Annotated in this window: 18 protein-coding genes and 1 pseudogene; 11 read left to right on the forward strand and 8 right to left on the reverse strand. The window is 39.2% G+C overall.

Annotation, left to right across the window (positions count from 1 at the left end; genetic code table 11):
* The first annotated feature begins 4 nt into the window (after positions 1-4).
* Positions 5-1,993 (forward strand): heavy metal translocating P-type ATPase, encoded by a 1,989-nt coding sequence (locus MWU78_RS08800; RefSeq protein WP_246997057.1) that lies wholly within the window; start codon positions 5-7, stop codon positions 1,991-1,993.
* A gap of 140 nt (positions 1,994-2,133) precedes the next feature.
* On the opposite strand, the gene MWU78_RS08805 is transcribed toward MWU78_RS08800, so the two are convergent.
* The gene (locus MWU78_RS08805; protein WP_246997437.1) at positions 2,134-2,910 is read right to left on the reverse strand and encodes a sugar phosphate isomerase/epimerase; all 777 of its coding nucleotides are present in this window, start codon (positions 2,908-2,910) and stop codon (positions 2,134-2,136) included.
* Between the two features lie 211 nt (positions 2,911-3,121).
* Here MWU78_RS08805 and MWU78_RS08810 point away from each other — a divergent pair.
* Positions 3,122-3,325: pseudogene (locus MWU78_RS08810) on the forward strand (hypothetical protein); the annotation flags it as partial.
* A 134-nt stretch (positions 3,326-3,459) separates the two neighbouring features.
* Here MWU78_RS08810 and MWU78_RS08815 read toward each other — a convergent pair.
* Positions 3,460-4,770: an MFS transporter gene (locus tag MWU78_RS08815; protein WP_246997059.1), complete on the reverse strand. Its 1,311-nt coding sequence runs from the start codon at positions 4,768-4,770 to the stop codon at positions 3,460-3,462.
* Positions 4,771-4,930: 160 nt separating this feature from the next.
* On the opposite strand from MWU78_RS08815, the gene MWU78_RS08820 reads away from it, so the two are divergent.
* The 3 genes from MWU78_RS08820 to MWU78_RS08830 all read left to right on the forward strand — a co-directional run bounded on the left by MWU78_RS08820 (position 4,931) and on the right by MWU78_RS08830 (position 8,299).
* Entirely contained in the window at positions 4,931-6,037 is a 1,107-nt protein-coding gene (locus tag MWU78_RS08820; RefSeq protein WP_246997061.1) for a nickel-binding protein, read from the forward strand.
* A 343-nt stretch (positions 6,038-6,380) separates the two neighbouring features.
* Positions 6,381-6,863 carry a cupin domain-containing protein gene (locus tag MWU78_RS08825; RefSeq protein ID WP_246997063.1) on the forward strand — a complete coding sequence of 161 codons (483 nt, stop codon included), beginning with the start codon at positions 6,381-6,383 and terminating at the stop codon, positions 6,861-6,863.
* A gap of 47 nt (positions 6,864-6,910) precedes the next feature.
* Positions 6,911-8,299 carry an FAD-binding oxidoreductase gene (locus tag MWU78_RS08830; RefSeq protein WP_246997065.1) on the forward strand — a complete coding sequence of 463 codons (1,389 nt, stop codon included), beginning with the start codon at positions 6,911-6,913 and terminating at the stop codon, positions 8,297-8,299.
* Between the two features lie 77 nt (positions 8,300-8,376).
* Here MWU78_RS08830 and MWU78_RS08835 read toward each other — a convergent pair whose 3' ends face one another.
* Both MWU78_RS08835 and MWU78_RS08840 read right to left on the reverse strand, forming a co-directional pair.
* Positions 8,377-9,114, reverse strand: coding sequence for a phytanoyl-CoA dioxygenase family protein (locus tag MWU78_RS08835; RefSeq protein WP_246997067.1), 738 nt, complete (start codon positions 9,112-9,114; stop codon positions 8,377-8,379).
* Between the two features lie 76 nt (positions 9,115-9,190).
* Positions 9,191-9,583 carry a DUF2784 family protein gene (locus MWU78_RS08840; protein WP_246997070.1) on the reverse strand — a complete coding sequence of 131 codons (393 nt, stop codon included), beginning with the start codon at positions 9,581-9,583 and terminating at the stop codon, positions 9,191-9,193.
* A gap of 189 nt (positions 9,584-9,772) precedes the next feature.
* On the opposite strand from MWU78_RS08840, the gene MWU78_RS08845 reads away from it, so the two are divergent.
* The 4 genes from MWU78_RS08845 to MWU78_RS08860 all read left to right on the forward strand — a co-directional run bounded on the left by MWU78_RS08845 (position 9,773) and on the right by MWU78_RS08860 (position 15,916).
* On the forward strand, positions 9,773-11,716 hold the full coding sequence (locus tag MWU78_RS08845) for a helix-turn-helix domain-containing protein (RefSeq protein ID WP_246997072.1): 1,944 nt from the start codon (positions 9,773-9,775) through the stop codon (positions 11,714-11,716).
* A 181-nt stretch (positions 11,717-11,897) separates the two neighbouring features.
* Complete coding sequence (locus MWU78_RS08850) at positions 11,898-12,410, forward strand: hypothetical protein (RefSeq protein WP_246997074.1); 513 nt, start codon at positions 11,898-11,900, stop codon at positions 12,408-12,410.
* Positions 12,411-12,710: 300 nt separating this feature from the next.
* The gene (locus MWU78_RS08855) at positions 12,711-14,741 is read left to right on the forward strand and encodes a M3 family metallopeptidase (RefSeq protein ID WP_246997439.1); all 2,031 of its coding nucleotides are present in this window, start codon (positions 12,711-12,713) and stop codon (positions 14,739-14,741) included.
* Positions 14,742-15,022: 281 nt separating this feature from the next.
* On the forward strand, positions 15,023-15,916 hold the full coding sequence (locus MWU78_RS08860; RefSeq protein WP_246997076.1) for a DUF4382 domain-containing protein: 894 nt from the start codon (positions 15,023-15,025) through the stop codon (positions 15,914-15,916).
* 220 nt (positions 15,917-16,136) lie between these two features.
* Here the strand turns inward: MWU78_RS08860 and MWU78_RS08865 are convergent, their stop codons facing one another.
* The 4 genes from MWU78_RS08865 to MWU78_RS08880 form a co-directional block, all read right to left on the reverse strand.
* Positions 16,137-16,814: a type 1 glutamine amidotransferase domain-containing protein gene (locus tag MWU78_RS08865; RefSeq protein ID WP_246997078.1), complete on the reverse strand. Its 678-nt coding sequence runs from the start codon at positions 16,812-16,814 to the stop codon at positions 16,137-16,139.
* A gap of 56 nt (positions 16,815-16,870) precedes the next feature.
* Positions 16,871-17,869, reverse strand: a complete 999-nt coding sequence (locus MWU78_RS08870) for an NADP-dependent oxidoreductase (protein WP_246997080.1) — start codon at positions 17,867-17,869, stop codon at positions 16,871-16,873.
* Between the two features lie 24 nt (positions 17,870-17,893).
* Complete coding sequence (locus tag MWU78_RS08875; protein WP_246997081.1) at positions 17,894-18,472, reverse strand: TetR/AcrR family transcriptional regulator; 579 nt, start codon at positions 18,470-18,472, stop codon at positions 17,894-17,896.
* Positions 18,473-18,727: 255 nt separating this feature from the next.
* Complete coding sequence (locus MWU78_RS08880; RefSeq protein ID WP_246997083.1) at positions 18,728-19,423, reverse strand: intradiol ring-cleavage dioxygenase; 696 nt, start codon at positions 19,421-19,423, stop codon at positions 18,728-18,730.
* A gap of 240 nt (positions 19,424-19,663) precedes the next feature.
* On the opposite strand from MWU78_RS08880, the gene MWU78_RS08885 reads away from it, so the two are divergent.
* Both MWU78_RS08885 and MWU78_RS08890 read left to right on the forward strand, forming a co-directional pair.
* A complete protein-coding gene (locus MWU78_RS08885) occupies positions 19,664-21,004 on the forward strand; it encodes a DEAD/DEAH box helicase (RefSeq protein ID WP_246997085.1) in 1,341 nt (446 codons plus the stop codon).
* 5 nt (positions 21,005-21,009) lie between these two features.
* A complete protein-coding gene (locus MWU78_RS08890) occupies positions 21,010-22,323 on the forward strand; it encodes a DEAD/DEAH box helicase (protein WP_246997087.1) in 1,314 nt (437 codons plus the stop codon).
* Positions 22,324-22,345: the final 22 nt, after the last annotated feature.

Below are 22,345 nucleotides of genomic sequence, written 5' to 3' on the forward strand. Positions count from 1 at the left end.
ATTTATGAAGGATCGGCATGATCACAAGGGTGAGAGCCACAATCATGAACACGACCATGGTGGGATTTTTGGTGAAAAGGCAGAACTCTATTTTGCTATTTTAAGTGGGGTGTTCTTTTTAATCGGATTGATTTTGTCCACCATATTTAATGCCCCGGCATGGGCTCCATTGTTGAGTTATGTAGCGGCCTATTTCTTTGGAGGATATTTCACCCTGCTCGAAGCAATTGCCAAGATTCGGAAAGGGGAATTTGAAATAGATTTTTTAATGATAGTTGCCGCATTGGGTGCGGCTTTTATAGATAGTTGGGGAGAGGGTGCCCTATTATTGTTTTTATTTAGTTTGGGACATGCGTTGGAGCACTATGCCATGAACAAGGCCACAAAATCCATTAAGGCCTTAGGGGAGCTTTCCCCCAAGACGGCATTCTTGAAAAATGGCAAGGATATAAGGGAAGTTCCCGTAGAGGATTTGAGGTTGAATGATATAATAGTGGTAAAACCAAACACAAATATAGCGGCGGATGGAGTTATTGTGAAGGGGAGTAGTAGTATAGATCAGTCGCCTATAACAGGAGAAAGTATTCCTGTGGACAAAACAGCAATTTCCAATGCCAATGATCTTCCAGAATTCAGTGAAATAGAAAAGTCCCACATTGTCTTTACAGGCACCATCAACGGTAATGCCATGCTGGAGATTCAAGTTTTGAAATTGAATGAGGATGCCACCATTTCCAGATTGGTAAAAATGGTAAGCGAGGTGGAAACCAGAAAATCGCCCACCCAATTACTGACCAAAAAATTTGAGAAATGGTTTGTGCCAGCGGTTATTTTTTTGGTCGTTGTATTGTGCTTTGCCCATTTAGTCATAGACGAGCCGGTGAAAGAAAGTCTTTATAGGGCCATTAGCGTGTTGGTAGCTTCCAGTCCTTGTGCCTTGGCTATTTCAACACCGAGTGCCGTATTGAGCTCCATTGCCAGGGCAGCGAAAAAAGGAGTTCTAATTAAGGGTGGACGTGCCCTTGAAGATTTGGGTAGCCTTAGTACTATAGCTTTTGACAAAACAGGGACGCTTACCGAAGGCAAACCGAGATTGACAAATACCCTTCCCTTAAATGGATTTGATAAAAATGAGTTTCTGGAAATGGTAGTAGACGTAGAGAGATTAAGCAATCATCCTTTGGCAAAGGCCATTACAAAGGATCTTATTGAAAAATATAACATTGAAAGCAAACACCGTTCCTCCAATATGCAGGCCGTTCAGGGCAAGGGGGTAAAGGCACAATACAATGGTGATTATATTTTTATTGGCAATGTGCAAATGATGATAGAGGAGGGAATACAAATTTCATCTGGAACCCAAGACCAAATTGACCAATGGCACAAGGACGGACAGACTGTAATGTTAGTGGGCTATAAGCAAGCAATAATCGGACTGTTGAGTGTCATGGACGTTCCCAGAAAAAGTGCGGCTAAGACCATAGGGCGACTAAAGGAAATTGGCGTAAAACAAATGATTATGTTGACAGGGGACCATCAAAATGTGGGCGACTCCATTGCCAGACAAATTGGACTTACCGAAGCCAAGGGAAATTTGCTTCCGGAAGACAAGGTAAAGGCTATTCAGGAGTTTCAGAAAAAGGGAGTAAAAATAGCCATGGTAGGTGATGGGGTAAATGATGCCCCTGCAATGGCCAGCAGTACGGTAGGTATTGCAATGGGGGCCGCAGGGAGCGATGTAGCTTTGGAAACTGCAGACGTAGCCTTAATGTCGGACAGGATAGAAAGCCTTCCCTTTGTAATCGGGTTGAGTAGAAAATCCAAAGCAATTATCAAACAAAATCTTTGGATCAGCATGGGCGTTGTGGCATTTTTAATTCCGGCCACCCTTTTAGGATTTGCCAATATAGGGATTGCTGTAGCCATTCATGAAGGGTCTACCTTGCTGGTCGTAATCAATGCCCTACGGCTTTTAAGGTTTAATCTTCATTGAGCATAGTAGTGAGTGTTAATATATGTGGAGCGTATAATAACAAACGGCTGCCATGGATAGACCCTGGCAGCCGTTTAGCTAAAATGAATCCAATTTATTATCAACACCATATTTATCGGTAGTTGTAATGGATTGGATTCTTAATTAAATCCTATTTTGAGAATGCCCTTATGACTAATTTTTATAGCTTCTAAAGGTGTCATGTCAAAAGTTTTATCCTGTTCAACCATGTAATACTTCATCCCGGAAAGCTTTTTCTGGGCAAGGATTTTGGAAAAATTAATTTGGCCGTTACCTACTGGGGCAAACCTGCCTTGATCGTCCATATCCTTCACATGCCACATTGTGAACCTACCTGGATATTTATTGAAATAAGCCACAGGGTCCTCTCCGGCTTTTGTTACCCAATAAAGGTCCATCTGAAAATTTACATATTTTGAATCGGTATTTTCGAGCAAATAATCAATGGTAACAACGCCATCATCCCCTTTTTTGAATTCAAAATCATGATTGTGGTATAGTAGTTTCAATCCGGCCTTGTGACATTTTTCACCAAGAGTGCTCAAAACGGAAGCAAGTTGTTTATAGTCGTCCCTCAATCCCATGGGTGGTACCGGAATTACAAAGTATTTGAATCCGGCAGCTTTAACGTCGGCGATCATGGTATCTGCATTCTCTAGCGTAACTCCGCCCTTATGTGTGCTAATCGGAGTAAGTCCCACTTCTTTAAGCAGTTTACTAAATTCCTTTGGGGCAATATTGTAAAATTTCCCATCCCTGTATCCCGCTGCTTCAATATTTTTATAACCAGCTTCAGCTACGGCCTTAAGCGTGGCTTTGGCATCGGCTCCCATATTATCCCTGACCGTATACAGTGCCAGACCACCAACTTTTTGCTGGGCGTTGGCAGTAAACATGCCAAAAATCAGAACAGGCAGAATTAATGGTTTTAATAATCGGGTGAACAATGATTTTTTCATAATACTCGGTAATAATATTTTTCTAAATGTAATATTTGTTTTAATAAAAATCCTTATAAAAAAATGGATAAAAAATTTTGAGCAACATTTTAAAGTAGGCACCGATGAATACATGAAAAATAGATTCAGCAATTGTACATGGAGATTTATGTGGAGCTGAGGTTAGACATTATTGTTAGCTGTTAATCTTATGTTGTTCAGTTTGCTGCATAATCCTTGTAGCACCACTATTTATGCTATATATAAAGAGACCTAAAGTGTAAAATGGACTGTAGTGGCTTCAATATTACCCGTAATTATGGGATTTGTGGTGACATTTTTGGTGGCCCAGGTTTGGAGATTGCTTAGGTAGTTTCCTTATTTTAATATCGACCAAGTCTCTGAGATAATGGAATTCACTTGGTGTTGAAGAGAACAATCTGTTAACAGTTTAGGAATATGAAATACCTTGGACAATAATGGTTCCAATACAAAATGATTTAAATTCTACTCCACATTGGGCAATTGGTAACTTACATAGGCACCAGCGAGTCCAAAAAGAGATAGGACCAATATGATACCCTCTGTGGAAATGGTTGCGGCAGCGGCGCTTATGCCACCGGTAATCAAAAGGATAAACCCTATTATCGTGTTGCTAACCGCTACATAATCCGTCCGCTTATTTCCTTTCGCTATATCCACGATATAGGTCTTTCTTCCCAAACGTACCCCGCTGTGGGCAATTCCTAATATAAAGAAAGCAACAGGATAAAGCCAATATGCGTTTTTGGCAATGGGCACGAAACTTATTAGCACAAACATTACTATTCCCAATAAGGCGGCAATAATCGCTGCAAAGGTCATAACGTTTTTACTGGACACATCCGCCATTCTCCCCCAAACAGGAGCACTCAAAATAGAGGCCAGTCCGTTTGCAATTATAAAAAGCCCTAGCAGGTAGCCTTCCTTTCCCAGATAGGTTTGTGCCAGTATCACATAAAATGGCGCGGTTAGGGCGGAGCAAAGTAAAAGGGACCTAGCAATAATAAATTGTCTAAAACCCTTATCACTCCTTACTAAATTCATGCGCTCCATGGCCTCTTTCCATCCGTTCCTGCCTCCGGAGGTTTCCCCTGGAAATTCTTGTACGCCCATATAAATAACAGCCGATATTAACCACATTATACTCGCAAAGAAAATGGTATAACTGTAAAAGGTGATACCCGCATCACTTTTGGATTGATAGACCATATAAAGTCCGGCTAGCAAGACCAAAACCCCGGAAACAGCAGCGGTATATCCTTTCAATTTTCCTCTTCTCGTCTTGGGAATGGTTTTTCCCAATACATCCTTGGAGGCTACCGAGCATAATCCACGGGATAAACTAAAAGTAATTAGGAAAAGGATGATGAGCCACCCGGCCAACGCTCCTTGGGTATATAGGGTAACAAAACCTATGGCGGCAATGGATGCAAATTGGAGAATTGCTCCAAGAACATACACCCATTTGCGTTTTTCTTTGGTGCGAATATAACTCGCAATCACTATTTGTGGAAGCATGGACCCCGATTCCCTGATAGGGACTATAAAACTAATTAAATAAATGGGTGCATTCACATAACTCATTACCCAGGCCAAAACCGTTTTAGGATTACTTAATGTATCGCCCAATTTCGTCAGGGTATTACTCAGCATTATAAGAAAGTAATTTTTAGGCGTGTTTTGGCAGGCCGACTCATCGATGTCCTTACAGATACGGGCATCTTCCTCATTGTTTAAATAATCATATAATCTCTCTGTCCAGTGGATGGTTTTCATAGACTTACTTCGGCAAGTAATTTATAATCAGCTGTATTGAGGCTTAAGATAATGTAATAAAAACGTTTATCAAATATTCCCTATTCTTGGTTTAAAGAATATGGATATATTTCATTTTAACTTGTTTAAAATCATTAACTTGTATAAAAAAAATTACACTATGCCTATTTACATGGATCGTCACGATATTCCTGAGGAGATTACCGCGGTGCATGTTGCACAAATGCATCGGGAAGACCTAAAAATAGAGCATCTTTATGGTTGCAAGGGTATGACTTATTGGTGCGATGAAAAAAGGCGGACGGCCTTTTGCCTTATTCAGGCCCCAAATAAGAAAGCCATTCAGGATATGCACAATCATGCCCATGGCGAGGTACCGCATAGAATTATAGAAGTTGAGCCTTCTATAGTGGAATCGTTCTTGGGTAGGATAGAAGATCCCGAAAAATCACAAAAGACAGAACTAAATATTATTAACGACCCCGCTTTTAGGATTATAATGGTCATTGGATTAAGAAAATTATCCTTCAAGACTATGGATTCCAACGGTATGAATAGGGAGTTGCTAAACTATAGCAAATCAATTCTTCAATCCATAGAAAAATTTTTGGGTCGGGTTTTTAAACAAAAATCCGATCATTTTTTGTTATCCTTTAATTCGGTTACCAATGCTGTACTTTGTGCGCAGGAAATTTATGCCAATTCGAGGGCAACTTCGAAGGACTTTAATACAGATTTCCAATTCAACATCGGATTGCACGCAGGGGTTCCTGTTACCGAGAATGATGGAATTTTTGAAGACACCATTAAAATGGCGGAACGCTTTTCTGAAATGACCAATGGAAAAATCGTTATATCCCAGGAAGTACGGGAATTGTATGAGAGTGAGAACCTTAACGTTAAATTGGACTGTGACAATATAAAATCACTTAATGTTGGGGACGAAAAATTTGTAAAGCTATTAATGGATTACACGGAGAAGGAATGGACCAATGCAGCCTTCAATTCAGACGATTTTAGCAAAAATATGGGCTATAGTAAATCCCAATTATACAGAAAAATGATTGGCCTAACAGGGAAGTCACCCAATAGTTTCATCAGGGATTACCGATTGGGGAAAGCCTTGCAATTATTGAACAAAAACGCAAATAATATTTCTGAAACTGCCTTTAGGACTGGATTCAACAGTCCCGCCTATTTTTCTAAATGTTTTATGGATAATTTTGGAATTCTTCCTTCGGAATATATAAAATCTTATGTTGCTTAGGTATTCATGATTAGATATTAAACAATGAATGAATTTTATAAGTAATTGAATAAATTTTAGATGTCAATTGCTTTTTTTTCTCCTAATTTTATATAAATAAAAACAACAACATTGTAAGAAGTCGGAATGACTTGTGTGATTATTGGTTAATCAAAACCGGTGCTTAGTTTTGCCCGGGTTGTTGGATAAAGAAACATACCCCCTCGCTTTATAGCTCAATAGTATATTAATTGCTATTCCCCCTATTGAGAACTTTCGTCCTTTTGTCTCGCTCAGGCATTAAGCCGGTGTTGCTATATACCAAATATTGCTAAAGGAATATTAACATTAAAATATTGAAGACATGAAAAACAAAGTAACTTTTTTAAAATTAAACGTTGTCGTATTCATTTGCATGTTCTTGTCCACTGGTGTATTTTTTGGACAAGGTAACCATGAGGGCGAAGAAGAAACATCAGTGGTTAGGACACATATGGATAAAGATTTGCAATGGGGCCCTTGCCCTTCCTTTATGCCTGAAGGTTGTACAATATCGGTATTGCATGGAGACCCTTCCAAAAAAAATGTAGATGTTTTTTTTAAAGTGCCGGCCAATTATGAAATACCGGAGCATTGGCATACTTCCGCTGAACGAATGATCCTTGTTTCAGGAGAATTGCATGTTACCTATGAAGGAGAAAAAGAGCAAATAATGAAAGTTGGATCATATGCTTTTGGTCCATCAACAAAACCCCATACCGCAAAATGTGGAGATAAGGACCCCTGTGTACTATTTATTGCATTTGAGGAACCCCTAGATGCATTTCCAATGGTACTAAAAGAATAATAGTAGGTCTTACAAAATAAGTTGAACGAACATTAAAAATTAGAATTATGGAAATGGTTATTGAAATGGATGCCGACCAAATCGCATCCTTTAAAAAACAGATAAGAGGAGAAGTGATAATGCCATCCGACGATAATTACAACCACAGCCGAAAGGTGTATAACGCCAATATTGACAAACACCCTGGAATGATCGTCAAATGTGTTGATGTGGCAGATGTAGTAGCTTCGGTAAACTTTGGAAGGGAAAACCGTTTGTTGATCGCCGTAAGAGGAGGGGGACACAATGGTGGCGGTTTGGGTATTTGTGATGACGGGATGGTGATCGACCTATCTGGCATAAAATTTATCCGTGTTGATACTTCCAATAATACGGTGCGTGTTGGGGGTGGTAACCTTTGGGGAGAAGTAGACCATGCCTTACATGCCTTTGGTCTGGCAATACCGAGTGGAATGATTTCTACAACAGGAGTAGGAGGATTAACCCTTGGAGGTGGCGTAGGTTATCTTTCAAGAAAGTACGGCCTTACAATAGACAATTTGTTGGAGGCCGATATGGTATTGGCCGATGGCTCTTTTGTTACCGTAAATGCAAAGCAGCATCCTGATCTTTTTTGGGCCATTCGCGGTGGCGGGGGAAATTTTGGGATTGTAACTTCCTTTAAATTTCAAGCCCATCCTTTAAAAACGGTTATTGGTGGACCTACCTTATGGCCCATTGAACAAACCGAGGAAATAATGGCTTGGTTTGATGAATTCATTCATAAAGCAACGGAAGACTTAAATGGTTTTATAGCAACTTTGATTATTCCCGGTCCGCCTTTTCCCGAACATTTGCACAATAAGCAATTCTGCGGAATTGTATGGTGCTACACGGGACATCCAGACATATTTGAAAAAATCTTTAAACCTGTATTGGATAAAAAACCCCTGTTCCAACATGTGGGAGAAATGCCTTATCCTTCTATTCAAACAATGTTTGATGGACTTATGCCTCCAGGAATGCAATGGTATTGGAGGGCCGACTTTTTCGATAAATTAGGTCCGGAAGTTAGAGCAGGGCATTTAAAATACGGTTCAAAAATTCCAACTCCACTTTCACAAATGCATTTATATCCTATTAGCGGTGCTGCAGCTAGGGTAGGAGATAAAGATACCCCGTGGGCCTATAGGGACGCAAAATACGCAGGTGTTATTGTTGGGGTGGATCCAGATCCCGCAAATGCCGACAAAATCACTAATTGGTGCAAGGATTATTATAATGTGTTACATCCACATTCCTCTGGAGGTGCTTATTCCAACTTTATGATGGATGAAGGTCAGGAACGGGTAAAAGCAAGTTATAAGCATAACTACCAGCGACTGGCCCGTATAAAAAAACAATATGACCCCAATAACTTGTTTAGGGTAAATCAGAATATCCTTCCAAGTAGCTAAGGTCAGGGAACAACGAGGACAAGCCACCTAATTGGCTTGTCCAAAACGGATATATCACATCGAGGTATTGAAGTCCACTAAACATCCAATATTTTTAGGGCTTCTTTACCTATACGTTGTTTGGTTTTCTCGGTAATATATTTTTTTTGATCTATCTGTTGGGGCTGGTCGGAGGTACAAAAATAACTATGGATACTTCTTCTTGGTTTGGCAGTTCTGTTGGTGGTTCCGCCATGCCAGGCATGCGAGTTAAAAATAAAAACAGATCCTGCCGGGGCTGTGATGATTATTTCATCGGGATGCGGAAGGCTGGGGTCCTGCATTTTCTCTTGGGGCGATATACCCAATTTGTGTGTTCCGGGCACTATACGTGTGGCCCCATTATTTTCGGTAAAGTCATCCAATAACCAAATGGAGTTACAGACTTTGTATTCACCTTCCACCATCTTATTGCCCCAATCTATATGTAAATTCTGATGTCCAAGTCCGGGTTTTGCAGCCCTGTAGTTCAGGGAGGACAACTTAAATGATGGACCTAGAACTGCGGCAATACCAGCCAGAACCCTTGGATGTGTGTAAAAAATATCAAAAACGTCACCTTTGTTAACTAGGTCCGCCAAACGATCGGCACCTTCTTCTTTGGGATGCCTTATATATTTGGATTCGGCCAATTCCGATCCGGCAGTCTGGCCTTCATTCAACATTAGGGCTTCAATTCTATTATTAATGGCTTTTACTTGGTCGTCTGTCAGTAATTTGCCCAAAGACAAATATCCTTGGCTATCCAAAATTTCAATTTCCTCTTTTGTGAGCATGATTAAGTAAATTAATGAATGATTTCAAGCTAAAAAAGATACGATATAAATGTCAAAAAAATAAGTTTAGCAGCATTTAACGGGGTTTTCTTTTTATTCTTGGAGATATGAAATTTGCCCAAAGTGAACATAACAAAGCCAAAACTGCCAATGCAAGGGTATAGAAATTTATAAGTTCGGCACTGGGCAACCAGCCAGTTAGTTTTTTAACCAAAAAGGCAATATAGCTATTTGGTAGATTGTGTTCACCCAAGCGTCTTAATACTTCATAATGCCAATCGGTTAAAAAACAATATCCCCAACCTTTCCAAATCCCCAACAAAACCCAGGACCCAAAGGTTAAAAGTAAGGTTGTTAGATTAAGTTTTCGTGTGCGGATCGGTATCCAACCAAACAAATTAAAAATAATGAGAACCGTATGGAAAACATAGAAAAAAGAATTTGCTAGGCTTAAAAATAAATCCTCCATAAGGAACAATGGTTAGTTTCTATAAAAGATAGTGAATTTTTAGTGTTGTAAGATTCTACCAGATTTGGAGAGTTCATTGGATAGTTTGGGAATCTTAAAATTTCATTAATCAACTTATTATACTTATTAATATTTCGTAACTTTAAAAGATAGCCATTTTCTCCCCCTGGATTTATAACCTAATCTTTTATGGGTAATTCAGATTCAAAGAGTAAAGACGATTTATTTCTTCTAAAATTGACTGAAATTATTCGTGATAATTTCGATAATGAGCAATTTGGAGTTAAAGAGGCGGCCTTTATCTATGGGGTGAGTCGTTCACATTTGCATAGGCGGTTAAAAAAGCTGACGGGTAAATCCGTTAGTCAGTTTATTCGCGAATTGAGGCTTGAAAAGTCAATGGAGTTGCTCCGAAAAGATCTGGCCACGGTTTCTGAAATCGCTTATTCCGTAGGTTTTCACAGTCCCACATATTTTAATACTTGTTTTAAGGAGTATTTTGGTTTTACCCCAGGCGAAGCCAAAATACGTGAGCACCTGGAGCAAGAACGTCCGAGTGTAAAAAAATTCGGAAAGCAAAAAATGATTTTTATCATAGCCTTGGGAATTCTCGTTCTAATAATTCTATTTGGCTATTTTCAGTATAACGGTATTTGGACAAAACCTCCAAATGATACTCCCGCAACTTCTCCGCAGCACTCCAGCCATAGTACCAAGTCCATTGTGGTATTACCCCTAAAGAATTGGAGTGGAGACCCCAAATTGGAATACATAAGTGATGGGATGACCGATGCTGTAATTAGCAGAATTTCTGAAATTAAGGAAATAGATAGGGTGGTTCCTTTTACTTCCAGTCTCCAATTTAAGAACAGTGAAAAAAGTATGCCCGAATTGGCAAAAAACCTTAATGTGTATTACATTCTTGAAGGAAATTTTCAAAAGCAGGGTAATCAGTTTAAAATTAATTTGAGATTAAATGATGGCCCCTTGAATAAACTATTATGGTCAGGCTCTTATTCCGGACAATGGAAGGCGAATGAAATATTCAAAATTCAATCGAAGGTTGCGGAAAATGTTGCCACTATAATGAATGTGAAACTAACTGAAAAGGACTTTGATGCCTTTAAAGGTATGCCCACAACTAATGCAGAAGCCTATAATTATTATCTCTTGGCGCAATATCAAAACAATAAATATAATCAGACATCATTTAAAAATGCTATACCCTTATACGAAAAAGCCTTGGACCTGGATTCGGCTTTTATAGAACCCTACCTCGGCCTTGCAAATATTTATGTTACTGGTGGAGCTGTTTGGGGAATGTATAGTGAGCAGGAGGCGTGGAAAAATGCCAAATATTATTTGGAAAAGGCTTCGGTAATCGATGGCGATAATATACAATTGTCCGATCAATTGCATGTTGGTAAATTTTATTTTGATTGGAATTTTGAGGCCGTGGAGCATTATTTAGAAGAAAACAATGAGCGTATAGGTGCCGCTAATGGGAGTGATAATCCCTTTGTTGATTATTATATTAAAACCGGGAAATATTTATATGCCCTATCAAAAATTAATAAGCATATTCTTGAGGATCCGTCTTATGGGTGGCTGTTTGCCATTAGGGCCTCGGTGATATTTTTCTTGTATTCCACCGAGGAAGCAAAAGAGGAGTTAAAGAAATATGATTCGCTGTTCATGGATGATATGTTCTATCTAAGGGAAGCAGCCAAATGGTATTATTATTTTGGAGAATATGACGACTCAAAAGAGAAGCTGGAGCAATTGATGGATAAATTCACAGACCGTCCGCCAATTGTAGTATGGCTTAATGCGTTACATTATGAAATGGCCAATAATAGAGAGGGCGTTCTAGAAAGTCTCGCCACCTTGCAGAAACAATACAAGGAAGGTTCTTCCGGTAGTCCGGCCTGGTTTATGGCTCTTTTTTACTGTCATATCCAAAATAGTACGGAAGTGTTCAATTGGCTGCAAAAATCCTATGATAAACACGAGGTGGAAATGACGTGGTTACGTGCCGAGCCTTTGTTGGCAGCATATAGGCAGGATCCAAGATATTTGAATTTGTATAGGAAAATGAAGTTTCCCGTTCCTCCACTTACTATTCCGGGTTAAGACAAATATGGACGCAGGTCTATTTTTCTTTTTGAACAACATAGTTGTAAGGCTTTAACACATTTACTAAACACTTCAAATATAAGTTGTAAGAATAGGGTCTATAATTGCTATGTATTGATTAACAGTTGATTATATCTTTGGGGTTCAACGAATTAATAACAGTTTAAACCTCCTTATCATGAAACAATTTGTAACACTGTTGATTTTTTTAGGTCTTGCCTGCATGGTCTTTGCACAGAAACACAATGACAGAATTACCGCTGTAACCTTGGACGCTATAACGGTTTCACCAGTTAATGTTGATTATATGCGCAAAGTAAATGATGGAAATACTCCGGAAGTGGTTAAGGAATTACAGTACAAAGCCGCTAACTTTGATGTAACCTCCTTATATGAATACGATAAAAAGGACAAACATACTTTCGAAGTTGTATTCAAAGCTAGTAATGGGGACATTATAGCCTCCTATACCTCCGATGGTTCTATTGTAACAGCCTTTGAAAACTTTGAAAATATCGTCTTGCCAATGACAGTCAGGAAAATGGTATTTGATGGAAATGAAGGTTGGAAAATGGAAAAGAACCGTTATAAATGTGTATTTTCCGAGGACAATTTGACAAAAAAACAGTACAAGGTTACTTTGACCGATGGACATCAGAAGAAGAAAATGACCTTAGATTTTGATGAATAGCAAATTAAGAACCGTACAGTTTATTATAACCTTATTCCTCCGGTAAGGTTTTTTTTATGGACTATTATTGTCTACTTCAAATTGCTGCATGTATAAAATTAGGGTGATGGACTATATATTCCAAAAGAATTTATTGAAAGGACCAATAAACACTGATTCCACTAATTTCATTATTTTTGCACTTAAATTTTTTAAATTGATAAGTGAATGAAAAAAGTTTGTTCTGTGTTACTATTAACGGTTTTGTTTTCCGCCTGTAAGGACTTCAATACCAAGAATAATCCAACCTCCCAAAATTCCATGAATACCAATAATAATCCATTGCTCGCTGAAAGTACCTTACCGTATGGCGTACCCGATTTTACTATAATTAGAAACGATCATTTCCAAGAAGCATTATTGCAAGGAATGGACGAAAAAAGAGAAAATATTGAAAAAATCGCGAATAGTAAGGAAGCGGCAACATTTGAAAATACCATATTGGCACTGGAAAAGAGCGGCAGTCTTTTAGAGAGTGTTCAAAACGTATTCTCGGCCCTAACCGGGGCACATACCAATGATACCCTGCAGGCCGTACAAGAAGAAATGGCGCCTAAATTTTCAGAACTTCGGGATGCCATTTATCTAAACGATAAATTGTTTCAGCGTGTAAAAACCTTATACAATAAAAAGGAAAGTTTTGACTTGGATGCGGAATCCTTAAAATTATTGGAAACCTATTTTGAAGATTTTGAAATTGCCGGAGCCAACTTATCGGAAGCAGACAAGGAAACACTGAAAACCTATAATTCGCGCTTGGCTACCCTAAGTAATACCTTCAATAAAACGCTATTGGAGGCCAATAATGCCGGGGCTGTTATTTTTACCGATAGGTCCGACCTAGCCGGACTCTCGGATACCGATTTGAAATCATTGGAGATCAAAGATGGGAAAGGCTGGAAAATTGCACTTCAAAATACCACACAACAACCTTTATTGCAATCCTTGAAAAAAAGGGAGACAAGAGAGAAGTTGTTTCAGGCTGCTTGGTTGCGTGCCGATGGCACTGCTCAGGATACCAAGGCCATTATTACGGAAATTGCCGAATTAAGAGCCAAAAAAGGGGCCTTGTTGGGATTTTCAAATTATGCAGAATGGAGCTTGCAGAATACCATGGCCAAAGTTCCGGAAAATGTATTTAAACTTTTTAAAGGACTTGTTCCTTCAGCTACGGCCAAGGCAGGGCAAGAAGCGAAGGAAATCCAAGAAATGATCCAGAAAACGGGAGGGAATTTTACCCTTGCCCCCTGGGATTGGAACCACTACGCCGAAATGGTACGAAAGGCCAAATACGATTTGGATGAAAACCAGATCAAACCTTATTTTGAGTTGAAGACCGTACTGGAAAAAGGGGTTTTCTATGCCGCCGAAAAATTATATGGAATTACTTTTAAGGCCAGAACAGATATCCCAACCTATCACGAAGATGTACTGGTATATGAGCTTTTTGAGGAGAACGGAGATCCGTTGGGCTTGTTCTATGGCGATTTCTTTTCCCGCCCAAGTAAGCGGGGAGGAGCTTGGATGAGCAATTTTGTAGATCAATCCAAACTTTACAATAAAAAACCTGTGATCTACAATGTTTGTAATTATCCGAAACCCGTAGCAGGTGAACCGGCATTGCTTACCTATGATGAAGTAGAGACCATGTTCCATGAATTTGGACATGCGCTCCACGGCTTTTTTGCCGACCAGCAGTATCCTTCCTTGTCGGGTACCTCAGTGGCCAGGGATTTTGTTGAGTTTCCTTCCCAGTTCAATGAAAATTGGGCGCTTTACCCTGAAATCCTGAAAAACTATGCCCTACATTACAAAACAGGGGAACAAATTCCGCAGGCCCTCATAGATAAGATAAAGAAATCGGGCACTTTTAATCAGGGTTATAGCCTAACAGAAAATTTGGCAGCTTCCAACTTGGACATGCAATGGCATACCATTGGATCGGATGCCAAAATAGAGGATGCAAATGCCTTTGAAAAAGAGGCCTTGCATAAAACTAAATTAGATGTGGTTTCTGCTGTCCCACCACGATATAGGTCCACTTATTTTGCTCATATCTTTGGCAGTGGTTATGCTGCAGGTTACTATTCGTACTTGTGGACAGAAATGCTGCACCATGATGCCTACAATTGGTTTGAAACACATGGTGGACTTACTAGGGAAAACGGTCAGCGTTTGCGCGACATGATTCTTTCCCGTGGGAATACCTTGCCATTGGAGGAAATGTACAAGGATTGGCGCGGCGGAGATCCAAAAATTGAACCTATGCTTAAAGCAAGGGGTCTGCAATAAAATTAGAAATATAATACGTTGTAATCGCATATAGAAATGGGCCCGGATAGGGCCCTTTTCTTTGAACTGAATTTGAAAATTGAGTATTCCATGTACATCTAAAGTTCAGGACTTAAATGGCTCATATAATCATTGAAGCTTAATCAGTCCTATGCATTTCATCGAAAAAAATAAAAAATATTGAGATTGTGGTAGGGTATACCCCATCTTTGGTTGTTGTTATATATAGCCTTTAAATGTAGAGGTATACCAATAATTTCTAATTATTAAAATTTATAACTATGAAATTTAAACTATTTACAATTGCATTGCTTATTGTATTTACCGTTTTCATCTCTTGTACGGACAATGATGATAGGAACAGTGATTATGGACGGCTTTCCGTTAATTTAACGGACGCGCCTTTTCCCCATGATCTGGTAGCAGAAGCAAACGTGACCATTTTTAAGATAGAAGCCCGTTACAAAGGGGATATGGACATTAATTCTGAGGTTGATGACAATTTGGATTCTTCGATGGAAATAGAAGAAAAATCTTCTTTTCTGGTATTAATGGAGGAAGAAATTGAAGTTAACCTATTGGACCTTACCAACGGAGTTACCAAGAATTTGGCCGACCTTGATGTACCTGTTGGTACATACGACCTAGTTAGGGTATATGTAAAAGGGGTAAATGTAGTACTAACGGATGGCTCTACTTTTGATTTAAAAGTACCGAGCGGGGAACAAACGGGTATAAAGATCTTTATTAAACCAGGTATAGTAGTTAAAGGTGGACTAAGTGCTGATTTATTGTTGGACTTCGATGTAAGTAAATCCTTTGTAGCCAAGGGCGGCGGAAGTAATTTGGGAAGTATAACCGGCTTTAATTTTAAACCAGTCATAAAAGCTTGTAATATGTCCACCGCAGGAACCTTGTCCGGTATGGTAACAACAATTCAGGAAGAAGTTGCTGTAGGATTGAAAGGGGCTGAAGTGAAGGTTTTTGCAGCCGATACTTTAAATACCACTACTTTTACCGATGCCGACGGAAAATATATGGTTATGGGGCTAATGGCCGGAGAATATGATGTTGAGGTAGAATTATCAACCTACCTAAAACAAACAGTTACAGATATAGATATAGTTGAAGGAAATACGACCACCCAAGATTTTATTTTGGTGGTAGGGGAATAGGAATATTTTATATGAAGTTGATAAGGTGGGTGTAACAGCCCACCTTTTTTTGTGAAAGCTTTTAATATCGCCTAGCTTTTCAAGAAGGTGAATCTAGTATAGTAAATCATGTAAGATCATTGGTATTCTACTTAAATTAATGGAGAACTTAAGCGGTGAACAAAAAAAAGCCGAATAACTATTGACAGTCATTCGGCATTTATATTCTACAGTCGATTTTCTAATTAAGAAACGCCAATAATTTTTCGGCAACCAGTTCTGAGGATGCCGGATTTTGTCCTGTAATCAAATTCCCATCCTGTACCGCATATGCAGCCCAATCCTCTTTTTTGGAGTAGATACCTCCATTTGTTTTGAGCATGTCTTCCACTAAAAAGGGCACTACATTGGTAAGTTGCACAGCTTCCTCCTCCGAATTGGTAAATCCGGTTACTTTTTTACCTTTAACCAATGGGGAACCATTCTCATTTTTAACGTTTTTAAGAGCGGCCGGAGCGTGACATACGAAAGCGATGGGTTTCTTCTGTTTATTGAAGTTTTCAATTAGACCAATCGAGTCGGCATCGTTTGCCAAGTCCCACAACGGCCCATGGCCGCCTGGATAAAATACGGCATCGTAATCATCGGCATTAATATCTGCCAATACCAGAGTGTTTTTTATTTTATTCTGCGCCACAGCGTCATTTTTAAATCGCTCGGTATCTTTAGTACTGGCATCGGGAGTGTCACTAATGGGGTCTATGGGTGCAGCACCGCCTTTTGGTGTAGCCAAGGTGATGTCCGCTCCGTTATCCAATAGCGTATAATATGGATTGGCGAATTCCTCAATCCAAAATCCCGTTTTCTTTCCAGTATTTCCTAATTTATCATGAGATGTTAATACAAATAATATATTCATTCGTTTTAGCTGTTTTAATATTAATTAAATTAATAATGGAATAAATGCCCAGGTAATTAGGCCTTCACAATCATTTTGCCTTCATTTTTACCTTCAAATAAATCCAAAAATGCTTGAGGGGTATTTTCAAATCCTTCTACAACGGTCTCGGTATATGTTAATTTGCCTTCCGCTAACCACCCTGATAATTGCTTCATGGCTTCTGGAAATTTATCCATATAATTCGAAACTATGAAGCCCTGCATCAATGCACTGTTTTTTACCAAAAATGGCTGAACGCTGACACTCATGGGCGCTTCAGTATTGTTGTATACGGAAATGGCCCCGCAGATAATCATTCTGGCAAACTTGTTAATATTGTAAAGTACGGCATCTGAAATAGGGCCTCCCACATTGTCAAAATAAACGTCTACACCATCGGGACATGCCGTTCTAAGAGCTGCTTTCATATCATCCGTGGTATTGTAGTTTATGGCATGGTCAAATCCAAATTTAGAGGTAAGCATTTCTACTTTTTCATCCGTACCTGCAATACCTACAACATATAGCCCCAAAATTTTACCTATTTGTCCTACAACACTACCCACTGCGCCAGCTGCTCCTGAAACTACCAAGGTCTCCCCCGCTTTGGGTTTACCAATTTGGGTGAGCCCACAATAGGCAGTTAATCCTGTCATTCCCAAAATACCTAAATAGGCACTGAGAGGAGCTCTGTCCTTATCTACTTTTAATAGTCCTTCACCTTTTGAAATTTGTTGGGTTTTCCAATCCAACATTCCAGAAACAAAATCACCTTCGTTAAATTTGTCATTCTTTGAGGCGATTACTTTTGCTATTATCCCAGAAGTAATAGGCTTCCCCAATTCAAAGGGTGGCACATACGATTTGGCATCGCTCATTCTTCCTCTTAAATAAGGGTCTACGGAGATGTAAGTGGCCTCCAAAAGTATTTCACCTATTTCAATATTTAAATCGGTATCCTCTTTAATAAATTCGAAATCTGAAAGGGTAGGTTTTCCTACCGGTCTTTGTTTTAATATTATTGTGTGAATCATAATTTGCTATTAGTTTATTGAGTTTTATTTTTTTATACTGTCCCAAGCGGCCTGGTAAGCGTCTTCCAAATAATCTTGGTTTAATTGAAATACACCGCGTTGTTGCATTACCATTAGAAAGGAGAGGGGATTTATAGAGTATGCATATAATAGATAGGGCGACAGAGGTTTTATAATACCTTCTTGCTTGCCTCGTTCCCAGAGGTCAAGTAATGGTTGAAGGTGTTTAAGGCCTTCTTGTCTGCTAGCTTCATCGATCATTGGGGTATTGTCGCACTGGGCCAAAAACATAGCTTCTTGCACTTCCTTTAATTTAAAATCGGCAATGCGTTTCCAAATTATCTCAAAACCTTCCGCTACCGGGATATCGGTATTATAATTTTTGAAGGCATAAGCGGTAAAGGCGGCCTTTACCTCTATATATACCTTATTTACCAAATCCTGCTTATTATCAAAATACAAATAAATTGTAGCAGGGGAAACATTCGCCATTTTGGCAATTTTGGACATCGGCGTGGCGTGAAACCCATTATTGTTAACGAGGTGAATGGTAGCCTTTACCAAAGCATTTCGCTTTTCAATACTTTTTTGTAGTTGTGCCATTATATGTTTTAGGTTTATTTAGGGGGACGCTGTTTAACATCCATAACCAAATTCTGGTACAAAGATAGTGTTAAAATGAATGTTCATTCTTTTTTTAACAAAGAATTAATTTTTCATGCCAATAGGAGTGGAAGCATTACAAGACCTGTAATACACGGGTGAATCTCCCCATCTGATTGGCGGATTTGTGGTACACTGGGATTAAAGCACAATGTATTTCCTTAACTAATCACTATGGGAATTGAATGGTCATTTCTAAACCACAATCGTTTTCATAAGGGTGTAACCGTCAGTATTATTGCCGCTAACAGAATCGGCCATATTGCCATCAATACTGTTGGAAAACACATTATCACGGCTATTCAAAGTGTCCGCTTCACCCTTATAGTTTGTGGAGGCATACACAGTATCACAAACGGATTTTGGAAAGGCAATTTGGGTTGTTCTAATAGATTTTTCATTTGGATCCAACACTTCAAGATGTATATGGGGAGCCCTACCTTTGTACCATCCAGGGAAAATACTTATAAAAGAAGCGTGGCCGTTGGCATCCGTAGTCTGGCGTCCCCTTAAAAAATGGGCGTTGGTAAAATCGGTAGGTTGCAGGGCTATACCACCATATTCGGAGTAGAAACCTTCGGCATCGCAATGCCATATATCTACAAAAGCACCAGAAAGAGGTTTACAATCGTTGCTCTGGTCCAGTACCTTTAGCGTAATAAGCATAGCCACACCAGTTCTATCGGAGACAATATTGGCCCTCATCAAATCGGCAGGGGTCTTTATTGGAAAAGGCCCGGCCGTCTCACTGGGAGATAACTCACAATCCTCAATCATTGCTTCATCACCCTTTGGATCGCTATCCTTTGCACAGGCATGAACCACTGTAGGGACGGCAACTAGGGTTCCTATTCCCAACAATCCTTTTTTTAGAAAATCGTTCCTTTTCATACCAGGGAAGTTTAGACTTTACTAAAGTTATTCAAAAAGTGGGTCATAATGAAGAAAATAGAAAGAATTGTGTAAACGAGAGAATTATGGATAGTAAAATCTCCATTTTCTTATGTATTGCCAATATACTAGCCTCGATTAATGATAAGCTTAAGAACTTAGGTCGTTCAAAAATTGGAATATATACCAATTACTGGCATTCCCTAGAAAACTGTGGCTATCTTTGCCGAAAATTATAATATGTCAAAGCAGTTTTCTGATTTAGGAGTTAACGAACACCTACTTCAAAGTTTAATGGACCAGCAAATATCGGTGCCCACTGATATTCAGAAGAAGGTAATTCCCGTGATTTTAGAGCAAAACAAAGATGTAGTGGCTCTGGCAAAAACGGGAACCGGTAAAACAGCTGCTTTTGGGTTGCCTTTATTGCAATTGATTGATACAGATAATAGCAACATACAATTGGTGATTTTGGCGCCTACGCGGGAACTGGGACAACAGATTTATGCGAATCTGGTTTCCTTTTCCACCCATAGTCCGTCTATTTCCATTGCCTCCATATGTGGTGGAATCCCTATTAAACCTCAAATTGAACGTTTAAAGAGTACTACCCATATTGTAGTAGCCACACCAGGTCGCCTGGTGGATTTGGTGAATAGGAAGGCCATCAATATAAAGGATATCAAGTATTTGGTCTTGGATGAGGCAGATGAAATGGTAACTGCTCTAAAGGTGGACTTGGATAATATTATTTCCGAAATCCCTAAATCCAGAAGAACATTATTGTTTACGGCCACAATGCCCGGAGCCTTAAAACAGTTGATACAGAATTATATGTCCAAACATGTGGTTCAGTTAGAAGCCGACATGTCTACCTTAGGGCATCAGGGCATAGAGCATAGGTATGTGGTAGTGGAGCCCATAGAGAAATTGGAAGTTCTGCTACACTTTTTAAAGTCCAGGGAAGGCGAAAGGGGAATTATCTTTTGCAAGACGAAAGCTGCGGTCAATAAATTAGGAAAAAATTTGGCGATCAATAAATTCAGATCAGGTGCAATCCACGGCAGTTTAACCCAAGGGATTAGAGATCGGGTGATGGGACAATTTAGGGAAGGTAATATAGATGTAATGGTAGCGACGGATTTGGCAGCACGTGGTATTGATGTTAAGGAAATATCCTATGTAGTAAACTATCATTTACCGGACACATATGATACCTATGTCCACAGAAGTGGACGTACCGCTAGGGCAGGAGCAGAGGGATTTTCATTAAGCGTTATCCAAAAAGAGGAAGTGGAGGATATTGCCGATTTTGAAAAGGAGTTGGGAATAGATTTTAAGGAATTTAAAAAGGCCGATGCCCAAAGTATTGAAGAAAACAATGCTTTGATATGGGCCAACAAAATATTCAAGACCAAGCCCAACCGAAATATTTCGCAGGAGTTTAGGGAGGGTATAAGAACAGTTTTCCATCATTTGACAAAAGAGGAACTTATAGATAAGATATTGGCGAATTACCTGGCGCAATCTACTAGTCACAGTCCAAAAGTAGAAGTGCCCAAAAAGAAAAAAAATAAATAGTAGACATGGCAAATAACATTAAAGACCAGGAGGATGTTTTAGCAAAACTAAATATCCATCAGTTGAATCCCATGCAGGAGGAAGCTATTGCCGTAATTGGAAAAACCACCAACACTATTATTCTGTCCCCAACGGGTACGGGCAAAACTTTGGCTTTTTTGTTGCCATTGATAGAAACTTTAGATCCCAATATTGACGAAGTACAGGCACTTATTTTGGTGCCTACGCGTGAATTGGCCATACAAATTGAACAAGTAGTTAGAAATATGGGGACTGGCTATAAGGTAAATGCCGTTTATGGTGGGCGCCCTATGTCCAAGGACAAGATTGAAATTAAACATAATCCTACTATTTTGATAGGAACACCAGGTCGTATTTTGGATCATTTTGATAGTGACCGGTTCTCAAAGGAAAATATTAAAACCTTAGTGCTGGATGAGTTTGACAAGTCTCTGGAAATAGGTTTTGAGGAAGAAATGGCGGGAATTCTCAGTGAATTGCCCACTATTGAAAAAAGGATATTGACTTCCGCTACACAGGGAGTTGAGATTCCAAGTTTTGTGAAATTGGATCAGCCTGTACTTATCGATTATTTAGAGGAAGAAGTAGGTTCAAAATTAGCAATTAAGATCGTGTTATCGCCTGCCAAGGATAAACTGCCAAGGCTACTGGAACTGTTGCAACACTTGGGAAATCAGCCGGGAATCATTTTTTGTAATTTTAGGGATAGCATAGAAGAAGTGAGTTCTTTATTGGAGAGAAATAAAATAGGGCACACTTGCTTTTCCGGAGGCATGGAACAAAAGGATAGGGAGCGCTCCCTTATTAAATTCAGAAATGGAACGAGTCAAATTTTAATCGCCACGGATTTGGCGGCGAGGGGAATAGATATTCCGGAGTTAAAATATATAATTCACTACGAGCTTCCACATTCTTTGGAGGAGTTTACCCATAGAAACGGGAGAACGGCAAGGGTAAATGCCAAAGGTACTGCCTACGTGTTAAAATGGGAAAAGGAGCGATTGCCTGAGTTTATAAAGGATTCAGGTGATATGGATATCTCCAAAAAAGCAGCACCTATGAAACAGTTTTGGGAAACCTTGTTTATTTCAGGAGGAAGAAAGGACAAGATTTCCAAGGGTGATATTGCTGGACTGTTTTTTAAGCAAGGGAATATCAACAAGGACCAATTGGGGGGTATAGAATTAAAACAGGACTGCGCATTTGTTGCCGTACCTTTGTCGATTGCCAATCAATTGGTTGAAAAATTAAACAATTCACGTTTAAAAAAGAAAAAAGTCCGGATTACGATTCTTTAATTTGTTAAAGTGAAAACTAAAC

The sequence above is a fragment of the Arenibacter sp. F26102 genome, from assembly GCF_023015865.1.
Lineage (GTDB): Bacteria > Bacteroidota > Bacteroidia > Flavobacteriales > Flavobacteriaceae > Arenibacter.